The organism is Paenibacillus sp. FSL R5-0744, assembly GCF_037972555.1.
Lineage (GTDB): Bacteria > Bacillota > Bacilli > Paenibacillales > Paenibacillaceae > Paenibacillus_AQ.
In genome coordinates, this window is record NZ_CP150228.1 from 1,035,259 (window position 1) to 1,055,230 (window position 19,972).

18 protein-coding genes are annotated in these 19,972 nt (G+C 43.9%); 12 read left to right on the forward strand and 6 right to left on the reverse strand.

All coding sequences use genetic code 11. The features are described from left to right. Window position 1: 1 nt before the first annotated feature. From MKY19_RS04560 to MKY19_RS04575, 4 genes are read left to right on the forward strand one after another with little or no spacing between them, the layout of a single operon-like run. Window positions 2–1,384: a 3' terminal RNA ribose 2'-O-methyltransferase Hen1 gene (locus MKY19_RS04560; protein WP_339800724.1), complete on the forward strand. Its 1,383-nt coding sequence runs from the start codon at window positions 2–4 to the stop codon at window positions 1,382–1,384. Next, complete coding sequence (locus tag MKY19_RS04565; RefSeq protein WP_339800728.1) at window positions 1,384–4,005, forward strand: polynucleotide kinase-phosphatase; 2,622 nt, start codon at window positions 1,384–1,386, stop codon at window positions 4,003–4,005. The genes MKY19_RS04560 and MKY19_RS04565 overlap by 1 nt, the downstream gene beginning before the upstream one ends. A 42-nt stretch (window positions 4,006–4,047) precedes the next feature. Next, window positions 4,048–4,605: an RNA 2'-phosphotransferase gene (locus MKY19_RS04570; RefSeq protein WP_339800731.1), complete on the forward strand. Its 558-nt coding sequence runs from the start codon at window positions 4,048–4,050 to the stop codon at window positions 4,603–4,605. Window positions 4,606–4,640: 35 nt separating this feature from the next. Further along, window positions 4,641–5,162 (forward strand): mismatch-specific DNA-glycosylase, encoded by a 522-nt coding sequence (locus MKY19_RS04575; protein WP_076283881.1) that lies wholly within the window; start codon window positions 4,641–4,643, stop codon window positions 5,160–5,162. 164 nt (window positions 5,163–5,326) lie between these two features. Here MKY19_RS04575 and MKY19_RS04580 read toward each other — a convergent pair whose 3' ends face one another. After that, window positions 5,327–6,262, reverse strand: coding sequence for an MraY family glycosyltransferase (locus tag MKY19_RS04580; protein WP_339804166.1), 936 nt, complete (start codon window positions 6,260–6,262; stop codon window positions 5,327–5,329). 168 nt (window positions 6,263–6,430) lie between these two features. On the opposite strand from MKY19_RS04580, the gene MKY19_RS04585 reads away from it, so the two are divergent. Then, window positions 6,431–7,132, forward strand: coding sequence for a YjjG family noncanonical pyrimidine nucleotidase (locus MKY19_RS04585; protein ID WP_339800736.1), 702 nt, complete (start codon window positions 6,431–6,433; stop codon window positions 7,130–7,132). 58 nt (window positions 7,133–7,190) lie between these two features. Here the strand turns inward: MKY19_RS04585 and MKY19_RS04590 are convergent, their stop codons facing one another. Then, entirely contained in the window at window positions 7,191–8,168 is a 978-nt protein-coding gene (locus MKY19_RS04590) for a ring-cleaving dioxygenase (protein WP_339800740.1), read from the reverse strand. Window positions 8,169–8,335: 167 nt separating this feature from the next. On the opposite strand from MKY19_RS04590, the gene MKY19_RS04595 reads away from it, so the two are divergent. The 3 genes from MKY19_RS04595 (at window position 8,336) to MKY19_RS04605 (ending at window position 11,474) form a co-directional block, all read left to right on the forward strand. Further along, on the forward strand, window positions 8,336–9,133 hold the full coding sequence (locus tag MKY19_RS04595) for an AAC(3) family N-acetyltransferase (RefSeq protein ID WP_339800743.1): 798 nt from the start codon (window positions 8,336–8,338) through the stop codon (window positions 9,131–9,133). Window positions 9,134–9,251: 118 nt separating this feature from the next. Further along, a complete protein-coding gene (locus MKY19_RS04600) occupies window positions 9,252–10,184 on the forward strand; it encodes a manganese-dependent inorganic pyrophosphatase (RefSeq protein ID WP_339800746.1) in 933 nt (310 codons plus the stop codon). A gap of 183 nt (window positions 10,185–10,367) precedes the next feature. After that, on the forward strand, window positions 10,368–11,474 hold the full coding sequence (locus tag MKY19_RS04605) for a Glu/Leu/Phe/Val dehydrogenase (RefSeq protein WP_339800749.1): 1,107 nt from the start codon (window positions 10,368–10,370) through the stop codon (window positions 11,472–11,474). Window positions 11,475–11,556: 82 nt separating this feature from the next. On the opposite strand, the gene MKY19_RS04610 is transcribed toward MKY19_RS04605, so the two are convergent. Next, entirely contained in the window at window positions 11,557–12,240 is a 684-nt protein-coding gene (locus MKY19_RS04610) for a peptidylprolyl isomerase (RefSeq protein ID WP_339804168.1), read from the reverse strand. A gap of 204 nt (window positions 12,241–12,444) precedes the next feature. Here MKY19_RS04610 and MKY19_RS04615 point away from each other — a divergent pair, with 204 nt between their 5' ends. Beyond that, window positions 12,445–13,650, forward strand: coding sequence for an MFS transporter (locus MKY19_RS04615; protein ID WP_076283887.1), 1,206 nt, complete (start codon window positions 12,445–12,447; stop codon window positions 13,648–13,650). Window positions 13,651–13,742: 92 nt separating this feature from the next. On the opposite strand, the gene MKY19_RS04620 is transcribed toward MKY19_RS04615, so the two are convergent. Further along, complete coding sequence (locus MKY19_RS04620) at window positions 13,743–14,141, reverse strand: hypothetical protein (protein WP_339800753.1); 399 nt, start codon at window positions 14,139–14,141, stop codon at window positions 13,743–13,745. Window positions 14,142–14,365: 224 nt separating this feature from the next. Here MKY19_RS04620 and MKY19_RS04625 point away from each other — a divergent pair, with 224 nt between their 5' ends. Further along, window positions 14,366–16,264, forward strand: coding sequence for an ATP-binding protein (locus tag MKY19_RS04625; protein ID WP_339800756.1), 1,899 nt, complete (start codon window positions 14,366–14,368; stop codon window positions 16,262–16,264). A gap of 114 nt (window positions 16,265–16,378) precedes the next feature. Continuing rightward, window positions 16,379–18,289, forward strand: a complete 1,911-nt coding sequence (locus MKY19_RS04630; RefSeq protein ID WP_339804170.1) for a HAMP domain-containing sensor histidine kinase — start codon at window positions 16,379–16,381, stop codon at window positions 18,287–18,289. A gap of 16 nt (window positions 18,290–18,305) precedes the next feature. Here the strand turns inward: MKY19_RS04630 and MKY19_RS04635 are convergent, their stop codons facing one another. Next, window positions 18,306–18,545 carry an NHLP leader peptide family RiPP precursor gene (locus MKY19_RS04635; protein ID WP_170880314.1) on the reverse strand — a complete coding sequence of 80 codons (240 nt, stop codon included), beginning with the start codon at window positions 18,543–18,545 and terminating at the stop codon, window positions 18,306–18,308. 94 nt (window positions 18,546–18,639) lie between these two features. Next, window positions 18,640–19,575: a hypothetical protein gene (locus MKY19_RS04640; protein ID WP_339268984.1), complete on the reverse strand. Its 936-nt coding sequence runs from the start codon at window positions 19,573–19,575 to the stop codon at window positions 18,640–18,642. 103 nt (window positions 19,576–19,678) lie between these two features. On the opposite strand from MKY19_RS04640, the gene MKY19_RS04645 reads away from it, so the two are divergent. Further along, a complete protein-coding gene (locus MKY19_RS04645) occupies window positions 19,679–19,972 on the forward strand; it encodes a hypothetical protein (protein ID WP_339268986.1) in 294 nt (97 codons plus the stop codon).

A 19,972-nucleotide genomic window follows, 5' to 3' on the forward strand; every position in this document is an offset into this window, starting at 1 on the left:
TATGCATTTGATTATCAAGGCGACGGGGTCAGGAGCAGGGATGTTGTCCCATCTGCTGGCTAAAAACCCGCATAATTTATATGACAGGAGCGATAAAGAAGCTAGAGTGCGTATAGTATTCACTGCAGCTTCCGACGAAGAGACAGAGGCCGTTATCTATGTCACACCAGATCCAATAGCTCTAGTTAAAGGAAATACAGCTCATAATGACATCACACAATATATTAACGATCGGGAGTTTGTTACGAGCAGCCGGTTCTGCTCTTATATCCGTCCAGCGCTAGGTACAGCTCTTAATGGAAAGCCTAAGGAAGTATTTTTGCCTTGGGTAGATCACAAATTTCAATTGGAGCTGTCCTTTGGCCCAGTAGCATCGAACCTGCCTGATCACACGATTGAGGAACTGTTTCATGCACTTGGCTACGAGCTTGAGCTTGAAAGAGGAGATGCAGTGTATTCTTTTGATTTAAAAAGCCGCAGTTCTGCACGATACATTAGGCTGCGGGGAGAACAGACGCTGCAAACGGCCCTTCGTCAACTGTTCATTCTGATTCCGGCATTAGATGATGATAAGCATTATTTTATCAGTGATGATGAGATTGAAAAAATCAGGCGTTATGGCGAAGGTTGGTTGGATAGTCATCCGTTGCGTGCGTTAATTCTCAAGCGGTCACTACGATTTGCTAATCTTATTAAGCAATTTGATGGTGAGAAATCCACCCCTTCTTCTGAAAAGGTGGCTGTTACTCCTGCTGAGGTTTCAGCTGAGCCTAAAATTAGATTAAATGATCTGCGTTATGCGGCGATTGCAGAAACAGTAGAAGGGTTGGCTTTCAAGAGTAGTATTGTTGACTTTGGTTCCGGCGAAGGAAAACTTTCGGCAAGGCTCGGAAGTGTGCCGGGCGTTAAGCAGATCTGGGCGGTTGAGCCTTCCGCAAACGCACAGCTACGCGCAATAGACCGCTTCTCTAAGCTTGAAGACCGAGAAGGAGTTACCGTGCCGACGCCTGTTACAGGTTCTTTGTTCTACTTCGATGAATCGCTGCGGAACAAGGATATTATGATTCTATGTGAGGTTATTGAGCATATCGACGAATATAGGCTGGCTCGAGTGATGGAGACTATTCTGGCGGAATATAGTCCTAAGGTATTGATCCTGACTACACCGAACAAGGACTATAACGAGGTGTATGAGATGGAATCGGAAGAAATGCGGCATAGTGATCACCGTTTTGAATGGGGACGAGCAGAGTTCTCCGAGTGGTGTATGCACTGGACGAGCTCCTTTGATTATTCGGTTGATTTTAAAGGAATTGGCGAGGGTTCTGACGCTTTTGGATACCCGACGCAGATGGCGATATTTAGGAAGGAGGGAGCATTGTAATGACTACAGAAGAGCAAAAAGAAAAGCAGCGAAACATTCTTTTTCCGCATGCAGGAATTATTGTATTGGTGGGTCCCTCCAATAGCGGCAAAAGCACTTTACTGCGTAGATTAGTAGATGAAGGCACGTTGTTGCAGACAGAAATCGTCTCATCGGATGATTTCCGTAGCATGCTTGGCGACACTGATTTTATGGATTGGAAAAATCGCCCCCGCGAAGAAGCAGATATTATTTTTAATGATTATCAGCTGCTCTCAAGTCTAGCCTTTGAAGCAATGAATTCAGTCATTGCCATGCGCTGCCGACTTGGAAAACTGACGGTGGTGGATGCTACACATCTGCAAGAGGAATACCGTAAGCAATATTTAGATTTAGCAGATAAGTATAATGTTCCATGTATGGCTTGGGTGCTCGATGTTCCAGAGGAAACGCTGCTGGAGCGGGATGTACAGCGTGAGCATCCACGAGGACGCCAGCGGGTCAAGCAACAATATGGACAGTTCAAACGTTCGCTACGGAGTGTTAAGGACGAGGGCTTTGCCTCGACTTATTTTTTGAAAAATACGGAGTCAGTACTTTTTGAACGTAAGCAGAACCCGCTTTGGGTTGAAATCGATAAGGGACTTGATATAATCGGCGACATTCATGGTTGTTATGAAGAGATGATCGAGCTACTCGAAAGATTGGAATATAAGGAAGACGAGAAAGGGTTGTACAAACACCCCGAGGGTAGGCAGTTAATTTCTGTGGGGGATGTGATGAGCCGGGGCCCGGAATCGCTGAAGACGATGAGGTTTTGGAAAAAGCATGTAGATGCTGGAATCGCCCGCATGATCGACAGCAACCATGGCTGGAAAATCGCCCGCTACCTGGATGGTCGCAAAGTTACATTAAGTCACGGAGACGAGAATATCGCCGCTGAGCTGGAGGCATTTGCGCTAGAAGCAGGCGATGAGGAAGCAAAAAGGCTTAGGGATGAACTTAAACAGTTTCTGTTGTCCGCGCCTAGCCACTTGTTGTTTGGCTGCAATGGCGTGCGGCGGGTCGTAGTTACCCATGCCGGAATTCGCGATGAATTTATCGGCAAGCAGTCCAAACGGATTCAGGACTTCTGCCGATATGGGGACACTGATGGAATGGATGGCAAGGGTGCTCCTGTAAGGAAAGAATGGTATGTCGAACACGAATCTGGGGAGATCATCGTCTGGGGGCATGATCCTAGACCTTTCCCAACCGTAGTAAAAAATACAGTGAACATCGACCAGGGTGCTGTATTTGGCGGATCTTTAACTGCGTACCGTTACCCTGAAGGGAAATTTGTTAGTGTTAGAGCGAAACGCGATTATGCAGGTGATCCGGACAGTCCGTTAATACGTTGGGAGCGGGGGAGATTCTCACCGCCTAACCTGCGTAAATTCGTGGAAGGCTACTCAGTCCAGACTGACCTTTATGGTGAAATAACTGTGCGCGGAGAATTCGTTAAAGCGGCCATAGACACGGTCTCCCACTTTACGGTTCCACTTGAGGAACTGGTATATATCCCACCGACCATGAGTCCGCCGCCTTCAGTGTCTATAGATGAGAACTATCTGGAGCATCCGCGTGAAGCTTTTGCTTATTTCCGCGCACAAGGTGTGAAGACAATGATCGCGGAGAAAAAGCATATGGGCAGCCGGGCCATCCTATTGTTATTCCGGGATGAAGAGGCGGCATTACCATATGTGGGCAGGCCGTCGTTAGGCACGATTTATACACGTACTGGCCGAGCTTTTTTTGACAGGGATACTGAATCTGAAGTGTTACGTAGGCTGAACGCGGATCTCGTGCAGGCGAATTATTTTGCGAAAAATAACACGGATTTGCTGCTCCTAGATGCGGAGATCGTACCGTGGAACTTGAAAGCGCGTGAGCTGATTTCCTCCCAATATGCACATGTGGCTGAAGCAGCACTGTTAGATCGGGAGCATCTTTTGGAGAAGCTGCGTGAGGCTGAAAGATCAGGGCGAGATGTTACCTCGTGGATACAGGAAATGGAGGAGAAGCTCCAGAATGCTCATCTTTTTAAGGAAGCTTTCCAAAAGTATTGCTGGGACGTAAGTGGATTAGAGGGGATTAAGATTGCTCCCTTCCACACGCTTGCGCATAGCGGACAAACTTTCTTTGAGCACAGCCATCTTTGGCATATGGAGCATAATCGTGAACTAGCGGAGTTGTCACCTTTATTTATGGAGACTGAATACCGCACGGTTTGTAATGAAGCGGACGAGGAACAGATAATCCGTTGGTGGGAAGAGATGACGGAGGATGGGCATGAAGGGATTGTTATCAAACCGGAAACGTTTATAACACGTAATGGAGATAAACTGGTTCAGCCTGCACTCAAGGTGAGAGGGCGTAAATATCTGCATATTATCTATGGAATAGATTATTTACAGCCGGACAATCTTGTACGCCTCAAGCAGCGCAAAACAAGCAAAAAAGAGCGAAATGCCTTAATGGAATGTGCGCTTAGCCGGGAATCGGTGGAACGTTTTATTCGTAAAGAGCCGATAGAACGCGTACATGAATGTGTGCTTGCTGCGCTGTCTTTGGAGTCTGATCCTGTAGATCCACGGCTGTAGAGAATAGAATAGAAATGAGTTATGAATTGAGGTAGAAATATAATGTTAAGCAATGCTACAGAAGTGTCGTTAAGTAAATTTATGACTAAATTGCTCCGGCATATTCCAGAGCAGTATGGCCTTATTTTGGATCCTGAGGATGGTTCCTGTACATTGGACGATTTGTTGTCCGTACTTGTGAAAGCTCCTAGATGGTCTGAGGTGACTGTGGGAGATATTCAGCAAGTGGTTGCAGGCTGCGAGAAGCAACGATTTGAAATCAATGGAGATCGAATCAAAGCTCGGTACGGGCATAGTCATACCAAAATTTCCTATGATCCGGGAACTCCGCCATCTACGCTTTATCATGGAACTCATGCTGGCGTTCTTTCAGTTATTTTGGAAGAGGGACTCCAATCGATGGGACGTCAATATGTTCATTTGTCCGAAGGGACACATTTTGCCAGTCTGGCCGGAAGCCGCAGAGGGAAATTGATTCTACTGACTGTTGATACGATTAGCGCTGGTCAAATGGGTGTAACTTTTTATTGTGCGGGTAATGAGGTATGGCTGGCGGACCCAATTCCGGCTTCCTGTCTTAAAGTGTATACCCCATTGTAGAATTAGAACATCGTTTGGTTAGGAGGCATACTCACATGGATGGAATTTCTGATCACCTAGATCACGGATTACAGATTGTATTTATTGGTTTTAACCCGAGTATTCGTTCAGGTGAGGTAGGGCACCATTACGCGAATCCACGAAATAATTTCTGGAGAATCTTGCACAATTCAGGACTTACTCCTCGGCTATACGACGCGTCTGAGGATGGGGAACTACTTAAGCTGGGTTATGGTTTTACAAATATTGTTTCCAGGCCTACACGCGGAATCGACGATATTACCCGTGAGGAATATAATGAGGGCCGAGAATTGCTTCGCTCCAAGCTGGAATTGTATCGCCCACAGGTCGCCTGTTTTGTAGGAAAAGGTGTATATACAGAGTTTAGTCGTAGGACTAAAGCAAACTGGGGATTTCAAGGGGATGTACCTCCGAAGGTAGACGGTGTACGTGAATTTGTAGCTCCCTCTTCCAGTGGATTAGTGAGGATGCCTATGGAGGAAATTATAGGAATTTACCGTAGGTTAGCCGAGTTTACGCAAGAGAGTAATGGGTGAGTTGTTGGATGATGTGTTTGGCTGCAGAGTTATGGGCTTGAAGAAGTATGAACTTCAAACAATAAACGAGCAAGTTTCCAGATTGGAAACTTGCTCGTTTTTATTACTTCAATGGACTAGCCGATGCGATTGTTCTTGTACGATACTAATCCGCAAATAATACATCAAGTCTCGATCAACAACAGAATGATAGAGGATAAGGATAGACAAACACTGATCAAGCATAACACGGCAACGACTTGCTTCTGGCTCAAACCTGCACGAAGCAGGCGGTAATGAGCCTGGGTAGCGTCGGCCTGATAAATGGACTTGCCTTGGATAAAGCGTTTGATGACGACAAAAATATTGTCGAAGATCGGAACGCCCAGCGCCAGAATCGGGATGAACAGCGACAGGGCCGTAGCTTGCTTAAACGCGCCGTCGAGTGCGATTACCGCAAGGATGAAACCTAGAAAGGTAGCCCCGGCGTCGCCCATAAAGATTTTGGCAGGCGGTTTGTTATAGCGCAGATAAGCAATGGTGACACCGACGAGTGCAATCGCCATAATCGCAGAAGAGGATTGCCCCTTAGTTAATGCGACAATAAATAGTGTTATGGCCGAAATAGCAGTTAAGGCGCCAGCCAAACCATCCATACCATCCGAGAAATTAATGACAGTGGTTACGCCGAAGATCCAGATAATCGTCAATAGAAACTGTAATACAACGGGTAGAACGATATAATCCCCTGAGAATGGGTTGTAGAAGCCTGTAAATGCGTTGCCGGAAAGATAAACAAGAACAGCCGCACTAACCTGCACAATCATTTTGGGCAGTGCCGGGAAATCCTTACCTTTTGTTTTGTACCAATCATCTATGGTACCTATGGTCAGCAGTAGTACGCCCCCTGCAAACAGCGCGACGGTTTCCATGGAGAATTCACGGGCAAATACCAGATAGGTAATGAAGAATCCAATGAATATGGCGTAACTGGCCGTAAGCGGTATAGGCTCTCTATGAATTTTACGCTCAACGTCCTGACGAGGCTTGTCCACAAAATCGAGTCGGAAAGCTAGTCTGCCGAGCGGCGGAATTAGAAAGTAGACGATAGAAAAAGACATTAGAAACGATAAAACGTATAATATGACGCTCACCACCGTTTTCTTTTTAAAATAACACAATTCGCTTAAAACTACCTTAAAAAAGTAAATTTTTGTCGTCTGACTGATAAGTTGACTTGATTGTATCACTGTAGTACCTTTTTGAGAAAAGAGTTTTGGGGGATATTTATGAAATACGACGTTATTTTATTCGATGCTGACGATACACTGTTTGATTACAGAATGGCAGAAAGTCACGCGTTATCTAACGCATTTCTACATGTTGGGATGCCCACAGGTGCTGAGGATTATGCTGCCAGTTATCAGGAGATTAATCATGCGCTGTGGCGTGATTTGGAGCAGGGGAAGATTAGTTCTGCTGCATTACGCGTGGAACGGTTTAATCGGTTATTCGCTGCGAATGCGCTGGAGCTAGATCCTGAGGCGTTTAGTGAAGCGTATCTACGTTTCTTAGGCGAGGGAACCTTTCTGATCCAGGGAGCGATCGAGCTGTGCGAGGAGCTTGCCGGCTGTCGATTAGCAATCATTACGAACGGAATTAAAGAAGTGCAAACTTCCAGAATTCAAGGATCACCGCTTAGTGAAACATTTGAGCAGATCATTATTTCAGAGGAGGCTGGTTGTCAGAAGCCGGAGACAGGGATTTTTGATTATGCTTTTGCTAAATTGGGAATTTCGGATAAGGAAAAAGTACTGATTGTAGGGGACTCCTTAACCTCTGATATTCAAGGCGGAATCAATTATGGGATCGATACTTGCTGGTTTAACCCGCTCGGTAAAGAGAATACGTCGGGTGTTCAACCGAAATATGAAATTCGAGTTCTGTCGGAGCTCTTAGACATTGTAGGCAAGACAACGGATCTTCAATAAAAAATAAGGTGTGAGCGCATCAGCGACTCACACCTTTTATTAAGTGAGCTGAAGAATCTTATTGCCGAGTATCCAGCGGCTTCAGATAAGCTTCGATTTGCTGGCGTTTCGATTCCAGAAATGGTGGCAGTGCAAGAGATTCGCCCAAACTTTCCATTGGCTCATCTGTTGCAAAGCCTGGCCCGTCTGTAGCTAGCTCAAAAAGAATGCCGTTAGGCTCACGGAAGTAAAGGGAGCGGAAGTAGAAACGATCCACGAATCCGGAGTTAGGAAGCTGAGCTGTGCGTATATGCTCGACCCATTGCTTCAATTCCTCCTCGTTATCCACGCGGAATGCGACATGGTGCACACCACCTCGTCCCAGATGTTCCTGCTCTAGATCATAACGTTCCTCTAGGTGAACCTCTGCACCTGATCCGCCTTCTCCAGTCTCAAATACAATCACATCTGGCTGGCCCGCAATTGTTGAAGGATAAGTGCCTTTGCGGCGGAAGCCAAGCAATTGCTCCAGTACAACCGCCGTATGCTCTGCACTTTCTACTGTAAGATGTGCAGGACCTAAGCCAACAATCCCATATTCAGCAGGTACTGGGCTTTTAGCCCAAGGGATGCCGCCGGCAACACCATTATCATTTTCGTCGGATACTAGAATGAAACGTTGCCCTTCGTGATCACGGAAGGCTAAAGCCTGGCGGTCACCGATTGTTTGAATCGTTTCATGCTCTACGTTAAGCTCGGTGAAACGCTGCTCCCAATAGGTAAGTGCAGCATCATTTGGCACTCGAAGGGAGAGCGCGGAGATGCTGTTATTGCCTGCACGGTTGCGGCCCGTCATCGGGAGTTCGAAGAAAGTTAATTCGGTTCCGGGATTACCCTTCTCATCACCATAGAATAAATGATACACTGAAATATCATCCTGGTTTACTGTCTTTTTAATGAGACGCAGTCCAAGTACTTCGGTATAGAACCTAAAGTTTTCTTGCGCTTTACCTGTAATTGCGGATACGTGATGCAGTCCTTTTAATGTTAATGTCATGTGTAATTACCTCCATGTAAATGCTAAATGTGAGTAAGTTATATTTTGATCTTTAAAAGATTTAGTGAGTATTATTAAGTTACTATAATTTTAATAGTAAAATGCGATTTTTGCAAGTAGATGTTTATGCATCATAAAATCCAGTTCATACATAAGGAGAGTGTACAATGCACACAACAACTAGTTTGATGAAACAATTGCAGGAGCTAAAGCTTGATCCACACGGGACTATTCTGGTCCATTCGTCATTAAAAAGCATTGGGGAAGTAGATGGAGGCGCGAACACAGTACTGGATGTACTCAGTGAATATATGAAGGATGGACTGCTCGTATTGCCAACTCATACATGGGCTTATATTAATGCAGACAATCCAAGGTTCTCTGTTCAAGATTCCCCATCTTGTGTAGGGATATTACCGGAGTTATTCCGTAAACGTCCAGGTGTTATTCGCTCTTGGCATCCGACACATTCTGTAGCGGCTTTAGGTGCAGATGCTGAGGAGTTCACTACGGGGGATGAACGCTGGGATACGCCGTGCGCCCGTGGTTCAGCATGGGGCAAGCTACTTGATCGAAAGGCGGAAATTGTACTGCTGGGAGTCGATCTTCGGCGGAATACGTTCATCCATGGCATTGAAGAGTGGGTCGATATTCCAGGCAGAATGACGGATACCCATGAGGAGCTATATACGGTGACGCCGGTTGGAGATGAAATCATGGTGCCTTCTCGCAGACATTGTGGCCTCTCTTGGTCGGAGCATTTTTGGAAGGTGGAGCGTGAGCTTGAAGAGGGCGGTGCCATGCGCAAGGGTAACTTTGGAGACGCGTTAGTCAGGGTATGTGGGACGGTAGAAACGACGGATATTCTAAGCCAGATGCTGACAGAGAATCCGGACCTTTTCTCGGATAATGAGCCACTGCATGGGGAGGACAAGCCGGTACCACTTCCAAAGACTAGGGCGTGAGCAACCTTAGAAGAGGCTAATTGAATGCCGATAAAGCATTTTTCAAACCACACAATCTGGAAGCCGCTATCAATGTATGGTATATTAATCTCACTAAAACATAGTAAGGAGATTGGAAATGGAAAATACTTTGGTTTTTGGACACAAAAATCCGGATACGGATACCATTTGTTCTGCAATTGCTTATGCTGCACTCAAAAAGGAATTGGGCTGGGATGCTGAGGCCGTTCGTCTGGGCGAGGTTAGTGGTGAAACGCAATTTGCGCTTGATCATTTCGGAGTCGCTGCTCCTCGTCTGGTAGAGAACGTAGCTGGTGAAGCAAATCAGGTTATTCTTGTTGACCATAACGAACGCCAACAAAGTGCAAATGACATTGATCAAGTGCGCGTGGTTGAAGTTATCGACCATCACCGGATCGCAAACTTTGAGACTGCACATCCGTTATACTATCGTGCTGAGCCAGTAGGCTGTACAGCTACTATTCTTAACAAGTTGTATAAAGAAAACGGAGTTGCTATTCCTAATGAAATCGCCGGATTGATGCTGTCTGCGATCATTTCTGATTCCTTGCTGTTTAAATCACCAACTTGCACTGCGGAAGATGTAGCTGCAGCACGTGAGCTTGCTGAAATCGCTGGTGTAGATGCAGAAAGCTACGGTCTCGACATGCTGAAAGCTGGAGCTGATCTTAGCGACAAGAGTATCGCTCAACTGATTTCCTTGGATGCAAAGGAATTCAAAATGGGTGAATATAAAGTTGAAATCGCTCAAGTGAACGCGGTGGATGTTAATGATGTTCTCTCCAAACAAGCTGAACTGGAAACTGCACTTACTTCCATTATTGCTGAAAAAGAATTGGATCTGTTTTTGTTTGTAGTTACAGATATCCTCAATAACGATTCTGTGGGTCTGGCTCTGGGTCGTGTTGCAGGTGCAGTAGAAACGGCGTACAATGTTAAGCTTGATGACAATAAAGCACTTCTCAGAGGTGTAGTATCCCGTAAATCGCAAATCGTTCCTGTTCTTACAGAAACAATTGCTAAGCTGTAACGCATTTTGACAATTGCACTCTGTTCGGTGCAGTAGCATTCATATAAGAGCCACGTCATCCATTGAAAGTTATAAGGGTGACGTGGTTCTTTTTGTTTTACGACACATTCTGCTACAATACTTTGAGAGGTAAGAGTAACAACCAACATCTGGAATATAACAAAGAGATAGGGGATATTAAGAATGGAATTGTTTGCAACACTCGAGCAGGACGATTACGAGGAACTGTTATTTTGTCAGGATAAAGCATCAGGATTAAAGGCAATCATCGCCATTCATGACACGACATTAGGGCCCGCACTGGGTGGAACACGGATGTGGACCTATGCTACAGAAGAGGAAGCGATTGTTGACTCGCTTCGATTAGCGAAAGGGATGACGTACAAAAATGCAGTATCCGGCCTAAATTTAGGCGGTGGGAAAACGGTAATTATAGGGGATCCCAAGAAGGATAAGAATGAAGCGATGTTCCGTGCTTTTGGAAGATACATACAGGGCTTGAATGGACGTTACATAACAGCCGAGGATGTTGGCACTACAGAAGAAGATATGAACATTATTTATCAGGAGACAGATTATGTTACAGGTACATCTCCTACTTATGGTTCCTCGGGTAATCCATCACCAGCTACGGCTTACGGCGTATACCAAGGGATGAAGGCAGCGGCCAAAGCAGCGTTTGGCAGTGATTCGCTCGAAGGAAAGATTGTAGCCGTTCAAGGCGTTGGGAATGTGGCTTTTTCGCTGTGTAAGCATCTTCATGAAGAGGGCGCTCAGCTTATCGTAACCGATATTCATAAAGAAGCTGTGGGGCGCGCAGTAGAGGCTTACGGCGCCAAAGCAGTCGATCCCGCAGATATTATCAGTACAGACTGTGATATCTATGCTCCATGCGCACTCGGAGCAACGATCAATGATGAGTCCCTCAGGGTAATTAAGGCGAAGGTGATCGCAGGCGCAGCCAACAATCAGTTAAAAGAGGCCTATCATGGCGATACTCTGCACGAAATGGGCATTGTGTATGCTCCTGATTATGTGATTAATGCTGGTGGCGTTATTAATATTGCAGATGAGCTGAATGGATATAATAAAGAACGTGCATTTAAACAGGTTGCAAAAATTTACGATAACATTACCCGCGTGCTAGAGATCTCACGTCTAAACGGAATTCCTACTTCTTTTGCGGCAAATCAGCTTGCAGAGGAGCGGATTTCCTTATTAAGAAATACTCGTAGTACTTTCCTGCGTAACAGTCAACATGCTCTTAGCAGAAGATCACTCCGGGGATAAGACGCTTAGGTACTTTCATTAGTCTTTCACAAGCAAAAACGCCGTTGGCGTCCATTAAGGACGCCGAAGGCGTTTTTGCTTGTTATTGTACCTTTTGTGGTTCTGGGTAAGTGACGCCCAGTGTGTCGACGGTTACTTTCTTCATCACTGGTGGCTCTTCCGGACGATTAGAACCATCTCTTTTCAAGCTAACAATGGATTTAACCACGTCCATGCCTTCGGTAACTTTACCAAAAGCGGCATAGCTTCCATCTAGACTAGGATAAGCTGCATCCATAATAAAGAACTGGGAACCGGCAGAATCTGGAGCCTGCGATCTTGCCATGGACAGAACACCTTCCGTATGCAACAGGTTATTAGTAAACCCGTTTCCAGAGAATTCTCCAGCGATGCTATATCCTGGGCCACCCATACCGGTACCATCAGGGTCACCGCCCTGAATCATGAAGTCAGGGATCACTCTATGGAATATGGTGCCGTCATAAAATCCTTTTTGAATCAGTGAGATGAAGTTGTTCACAGTGTTAGGGGCAACTTCAGGATAAAGCTCGGCTTTGATGATGCCTCCGTTATCCATCTCAATGGTCACAATGGGGTGACTTGCTGTAGCTGAAGGGAGTCCTTCGTTAGCCGCAGCATTTGTCTCGCTGCTTGCGTTATTTCCTGCTGCTCCACTGCTGCTTCCATTATTCCTGCTGGCATTGTTATTGGTAGGCTTATTACCGCAACCTGCTGCAATAACCATCACCAGGCATAACATGATCATTAGGATAGCAGATCTTGCTCGTGTAGACTTCACTAATCAATCTCTCCTTTTTCTTGAATAATCTCGTAGGTACTTCTCATAATAACCTCTTTGTCCCATTACATGCAAAGGTCAGTTGTGACATGTGGGATTGGCACATTCTCAAAAGAGGTTTACAATAATAGGAATGTTTCCGCGAGAACATCAAGAAAGGATGTGTAGATCATGCGCTTTTCATGGAAACGGAACTTGATCGTGCTTTGGGTGGGTGTCTTTTTTTGTAGTACGGCGTATTCGATCTCTATTCCATTCCTCTCTATTTTTTTGAGTGACGAGCTTGGGGTTACGAATCATTTGGAAATTTGGTCTGGGGTTAGCTTTGGCATAACCTTTCTAGCCAGCGCTTTAATTTCTCCCTACTGGGGTTCCCTCGCCGACAAATATGGTCGGAAGCCGATGCTTATTCGCTCGGGCTTCAGTTTGGCAGCCTTATATCTGATTAATTACTTCGTGCATGATCCTTACGTCTTTCTGATCGTGCGCGTACTACAAGGATTGCTTGCTGGATTTGTTCCGGCTGCGATAGCCATGGTGGCTACGAACACACCTGAGGATAAGACCGGTTATGCGCTGAGTATTATGTCTACAGCCGGAGCAACGGGCAGTATCATTGGTCCATTGATCGGCGGTGTAGTGAGCTTTTATACAAGCAATCGGGTTGCTTTTTTATTCTCAGCAGGTATTGTACTCGTTTCGGCACTTATTGCTACTTTTTTTGCTAAAGAAGAGAATTTTGACCGATCTGCTCCGAGGTCTCATGTAAGTGATGATATCAAGGAAGCGCGAAGCAATCGCGCATTTATGACTTTGCTATCGCTGGCGGGGATAAGCACCTTTTCTGTTATGATTCTGGAGCCGCTTATTCCGATACATCTACTAGACATGGGAATCGCCAAAAGCAGCGCCTCGCTAAGCTCAGGAATTGTATTCTCCGCTGTGGGTATTGCTACTGTGCTAATGGCTCCGCAATGGGGGAGAATCGGAAGCCGGAAGGGCTTCGGGATGATCTTGTTCATTGGATTAATCGGTGGAGGTATCGGTAATATTCTGCAATTCTTTGTTACAGGGTATGTGGAATTCGCCGTTCTTCGTTTTGCCTACGGCTTGTTCTATGCAGGTGTGCTTCCATCTGTAAATGCAATGATTGTACAAGTGATTGAGCCCGGGTTTCGCGGACGTGCTTTTGGTCTCAACCAAGCGGCATCTCAACTCGCGACAATGGCCGGTCCTATTATAGGCGGCTTACTTGGGGCTTTTATCCAGATCCGCTGGGTGTTTGTGATCAATGGGGTGATGCTGCTTGTAGCAGCGGTATTGGTTAAGACCCGTAAGCTGGATTCTCAAATTGCAGCAGCGCGTTCAGCAGAATAACCGGCTGCTCAAGAGTAACCCTTAATGAAGAAAGTGCTCATATTGAAAAACAAATAAAGCCGCCGGATCCTAGCCCGGCGGCTTTATATAGTCTAATCTCCCTGTGATCCATTTAAGACGTCCGTTCCAGGCATGCCATCTACTGGTGGTGAAGCAGGGTCGATGATGGATCCAGGATACACCTCATCTGCATCAGGAATATCTTCCAATGGCGGATCCTCCTCTTCCAATTCTAGCAGCTCCTCGTCCTCAGCATTATCGCTACTTGTTAGTCCTGCCGTTTCAGCGGCGAGGAATGCATCGGATTCCAGTAAGTCATTTCTTTCGAGTGTTTCCTCAGGTTGGTTTAAACCAATATCCGCCGCCAAATATTTATCGCCAACCAACACGGGGTCGGCATCTTCATTGACAACATCCTCTACATCAATATCAGCTTGTATATAACGTTCATATGCAAAATCGGCTTCAGTTTTATTAGGTGTATCTTCCATAGCCGTTCACTCCCTCGGTAGGTTAAGATTTGGACTTCTCATATGTATCTTTACCCGATTGCCTATGATCGAATCGTTTTATAAATAATCAGGGAAATAACGCCGATAAATAACGTCTTTTTTCGAGAAAATTTACAAGAATAGGCAGGAATAGTGCGAAGGTTGTCGAAATTAAGAATCATATATGATCATTTAAACAACTAATGAATTACTGAGGTGCTACGATGAAGTTGCCAAAACCAAAGATAGCGGCTACTTTGCTATTATTTCTATTGCTAACAGCAATAGTGCCTTACGGTGCGGCGATAGTGAGTGCTGGATCATCAGACTCTGCGCTGCCAAGTTGGGAGATTAGATTTGGAAATACAGAAGCAGAGACTGTAGAAGAAGCTGTAGCAGCTTCAGATGATGAATGGATTCGCGTAACGCCTCATAATCACAAACCAGAGACGCCAAAAGGTACATCCTCAGCGTGGCTCCGGTTTTCTTTGCCGCAAATGAGCGAGAAATCCGCGTTATTCATTAATAAGGTATATGGAAATAGCGTCAAAGCTTATGTGAATAACGCGTTAGTATATGATTCTGAGAATAAATACAATTTCAACGGCAGCAAAATTCTAATTCCTTTATCCACAGAAGATGGAGGGAAGGAACTATACATATGGACACACGGAGGAAGCAAAGATTTAGGAATAGAAGGCGAAATAAGAGTAGATCGCTACAGTGAGCTGTTGTCCATTTATGTGAAGCAGGGCTTAATGGATATCATCATTGGGATGACGTTTATCTTTATAGCTATTGTCCTGTTTATTTGTTCATTATTCTTGAGAAAAGGATTTTTTACGGCCGGATTTTTGTTGGTGTTAATTCTCTTATCCATTGGAGTCATAGTGGTTACGTATTCTTCGTTTTTGCCGATCATCCTCGGGGATTATGGGAAAATCGTGCTTGTATTCTTTGATTTAGCATTGTACACCTTGTTGCCATCAGTAACCTTTTATTTTGAGAAAATATTCGGTTCAGGGAAAAAACAAATCGTCACCCGATTCCGTAAGTTTCAATTGGTTTATTCTATATTCTGTCTTTCACTAATGGTTATTAATATCCTTCTGTCGTATCAGCTGGAAGACTTTTATAGATTCATGACTGCTGATATTCTAGGCATCATTATGATTGTGCAATTTATATTATTGGTAAGCTTAGCGTTTATTCATACTTATCGCGGCAATGGGGATGCTATTGTTTTTACTACAGGATTTACAATCTTTGCATTTATATCTCTTGTCGAATTGATCGTATACTACATATCCAGAGAATCCTATCAATTATATTGGTGGAAGTGGGGGATGATGGTTTTCGTATTATCCTTAATCGTCATTCTGGGGAGAAGGTTTACGAGAAACCATGAACAACTCGTTGAATATTCTCGTAAGCTTGAGACGTTTAATAATGATTTACAGCGTTCCGAGAAAATGGAGATTATAAGTGAATTGGCAGCTTCTGTAGCGCATGAGGTACGGAATCCTTTACAGGTAACCCGTGGTTTCCTTCAGATCCTAGGAGAACGCTCAGATTATAAGGAGAGGGAATATATGCAGATGGCTATCGCAGAACTGGATAGAGCTACGGTTATTATCTCAGACTTCCTTACCTTTGCTAAGCCAGGGCTAGAGACCATTGAGAGGCTTAATGTATCCGAGGAGTTACGGCATGTGTCGGGTATTCTCGCTCCGCTTGCGAATTTGCAAGGGGGAGTCATTGAACTCAACCTGCAGTCGGAACTCTGCGTAATTGGATCATCTGCCAAATTTAAACAAGCGTTTATTAATATTATAAAAAATAGCATCGAAGCTTTGCAGGATAATGGACTTATTAGAGTTACGGCCTGGAAATCCGAAGCCCATGTAATGATTAGTGTACGTGATAATGGAGAAGGGATGAATGGTAGTGAACTGGCCCGATTGGGTGAGCCCTATTACTCTAATAAAACAAAAGGAACAGGACTTGGACTTATGGTAACCTTCCGAATAATTGAGGCGATGGAAGGGACAACGGAGTTTCATAGTGAGAAGGGGGAAGGAACGGAGATTATCATTAAATTGCCAACGGCTAGAAAAAATTAGGAGAATTTAATGATTATTCCGTTTTTTAGAAGGAAAGGGTAGCATAGTGAGCGAAGTAGTAACACACAGAATATTGTTTCTGAAACTTCCTTCTGAGGTGCCTATATGCGCTTGATGGTTAGAATACTCCACATTACAATCACCCTTTCACTCCTCCTGATAGGTTGTGGCTCTATTATTGTATCGGCAGCGAACCCAAATCCATCCCAAGAAATTACAAAGTGGCAAATGAAATGGGGGGATGAAACAGGAAATGCAGGACAAGAGATTCCGTGGAGTGAAGGCCAGCAAAGCTGGATGAACGTAAATTCTAAGAAGGAACTCCCAGAGTTACCTTCAGGAGTATCCTCTTCTTGGACCCGCATTTCCTTACCCGATTTAAGTTATGTGTCTCCTTCGGTGTATATCGATACTTTATATGCTCTTCATGTGAGAGTGTATGTGGAGGATCGTTTGATCTTCGAGGAAAATCGTAAATATATCAAGGATAACTATTCTTTGCTGTTGCCTTTAAGTAAAGAAGATAACGGGAAAACACTATATATCTGGACAGAAACCATGCAAGACAGAATTGGAATTAAAAAAAGTGTAATGATCGGTGAACATAGTCAATTAATTAATGAATATATTGAGAATGGACTAAGTGATGTGATTTTGGGCTGCGCATTTTTTCTGGTGGCTATCGTTCTATTTATAAGTGCTCTATACATAAACAGAGATTATTTCTCCAGTGTTGCTTCACTAGCAGTGGTTATAGCGGCTACCGGAATCCTTTCTATAACCTACTCCCCCTTCATCTATACCTTTTATAATAAATTGGGGCCAATTAGTAACGTTTGCCTAGACTTAGCCCTTTTTTCACTTCTCCCAGCGCTTACCTTTTTATTTGAGAAATTATTCGGTAGTGGTAAATTCAGTATCATTCGAAAATTTCGTCAATTTCAAGTACTTTACTCTTCTTTTTGTTTGTTATGTCTTTTAATCAATCTCCTATCAAATAATCGCTTTATTGAGTTCTATTATTTTATTTCTACCACCATTATAGGGGTTATCTTTATCCTCCAATTCATCCTGCTGATCGCATGTGTGGTTATGTTCTCTCTTAAAGGAAATAAAGATGCTATTGTGTTTGCCATTGGGTTTGGAACCGCTGCGTTTACTGTAGTTGCAGAGCTATTATGGTATTACATCCAAAAAGGGAATTATGATTTGTTCTTGTGGAAGTGGGGGCTAGTTGCTTTCATTATTTCCTTGATCGTAATTCTGGAACGAAGATTAGCCTATAACCATCAACAGGTTGTTAATTACTCTAGAGAACTAGAGCGTTTCAACAATGAATTGGAGCGTTCGGAAAAAATGGAGATCATTAGCGAGCTTGCTGCATCCGTAGCTCATGAAGTAAGAAACCCACTACAAGTCACCCGGGGATTTCTTCAGCTGCTTAGCGAGAAGTCCGTTAACGAAGAGCAAATTTATATGTCAATGGCCCTAAGTGAACTAGATCGTGCATCCAATATTATTACAGATTTCTTAACCTTTGCTAAACCAGAATTTGAGACAATCTCTAGTCTGAATTTATATGATGAATTCAAGCATATTGAGAGTATTATGCAGCCCTTGTGTCACATCAATGGAGGAAAAATGATTCTGGATGTATCCGGCCAATTATGGGTAAAAGGAAATTCCTCGAAATTTAAGCAGGCGTTCATTAACATTATCAAGAACAGCATTGAATCATTCAGTGAAGAAGGGTTCATTTATATGTCGGTGTACGGTGAAGATAATAAAGTGATTATTCACATCGAAGATAACGGGGAAGGAATGGACCCTGATGTTCTGCACCGACTCGGAGAACCATATTTCACCAAGAAAAATAAAGGAACAGGTTTAGGATTGATGGTCACCTTTCGCATCATTGAAGCTATGCAAGGTGAAGTGAGATTTACAAGCAAAAAAGGAGTAGGAACCGAATCCATTACCATACTGCCATTGGCAGAAGCTCCGGATGATTCCTACTCCCTATGAGGTTAATCCTGCTGTCTTACCAAGAACCGCGTGGTGCTGCGGTTGCTTTCAATACATCTGATGATGGACTTGGTGGGATTACAAGATAGAATTCATTTGAACCTTCTTCAACGGCTTTCAAGGTAACGCTGTCGGGAATGATTACGCCTAGCGCTTCTTGGAGAGCTGCTTTTGGATCTGCGAGTAGTCTTTGCTTAAAACTTGGATCTTCCCATGCCTTTTGAATGACTTGATTTCTAAGAACTGCTTCTGACATAATAATCACCCTTTCCAAAATGTATATATTTACCTTTAATAATATAACATAGCAATTGTGCTAAATCTATTCTTTTTATTACAAAATAATAGATTTATTGTATATTTTTTGACAAATAATAAAACAAGCCTCCACCTTGTAAAAGCTGCTTTTCTGCTTCTATAGAATCTGAGATCTGTTGTAAGTTCGTCACCAACATGGAGTGGAATGCTAGGAGATGAGGTATATCTAAGCTGGAAGCCATTACTTTGCGATGCGTATCCTGCGCTAGCTCAGCATAGGTACGTAGTCCGTTTGCTGTAAACAGGAAGAATTCGACCTCTTTTGATGTGAGTGTGGTTGCTTTATCAGTGGATAGATAGCTTCGTGTGAGTGAGAGGAGACAATTATAGCTGCCTTCTGATAAATCTACGTTCCAGTCTTCATAGTCGTCAAGCATTTGCAGTGTAAGTAGAACAGAGTCGATCACTTCCTCAGACTGCGGTACAAGAGAATCCTTACCAGATAGCAGAAGGGCAGCGGTACTGGATAGTTTGAGCGGACTGGCTTTATAAGGGATCTTGATCCGATCATTAAGAAAATAATCACTGGTGGTTTCATTACTAACACTGTCTGCCCATTGAGCGATATAACGATTGAACGATGTCCAGAAAGAGGAGTCATTCGGAAATAAAAGTCTGTAGATATTCAAAAATTCAACATAGAGTAGGTTCGCTAAAGGTAATCTTTCGTATGTAGAGGATTCTTTGCTGTCCATCAGGTCATCCTGTATGAAAAAATATAGCATGAAGAAGACATTGCCCATCGACATTTGACGGGTAATTTCTGCTGAGAGCCCACAGCTTTTCTGAAGCCAAAAGGGTAATAGATAACATATGTAATTTTTGTGGCTTTCCGCATTGAATACGTTAAAATGTTCAAGATAGGACATGCCTTGTGAATTTAGAGGCTCAGGAAATTCGGAGATAATCTTTCTACTTTCTTGAAATACTAAGCGGAGTTCTTCTTCGTAATCATTTAGCCAATCCATTGCATCCCTCCTACAATAAAATTGCAAAAAACTGGTTCTTTCGCCCTGATTATATCCTTCTCTTTATTCCATTACAACTAAAATTTAGGAGGTTTAAGGACGAATGGAGTGCTTTACTTTTGGACAAATGCTTATGACTATTCGAATGGGGCAAAAGGCTGAAACGCCAGACGGCCGCATTGTGATGCGTACCTCTGCGGGACTTATTTGGACCAATGGGATATTGAATGGAAAAACAGTAGAAATCAAAGATTATTTGTTCTCTGATCTGTGGCAAATCTATGAGGATGAGGAAAGCATGAAAGAGGGAATCGGCAGAGAAAAGCATGAAAAGCGGGAGCGGGAAATGCTTGAAAATCAATATGAAGAGCTGCGCATAGCGAGTCGGAAACATTAA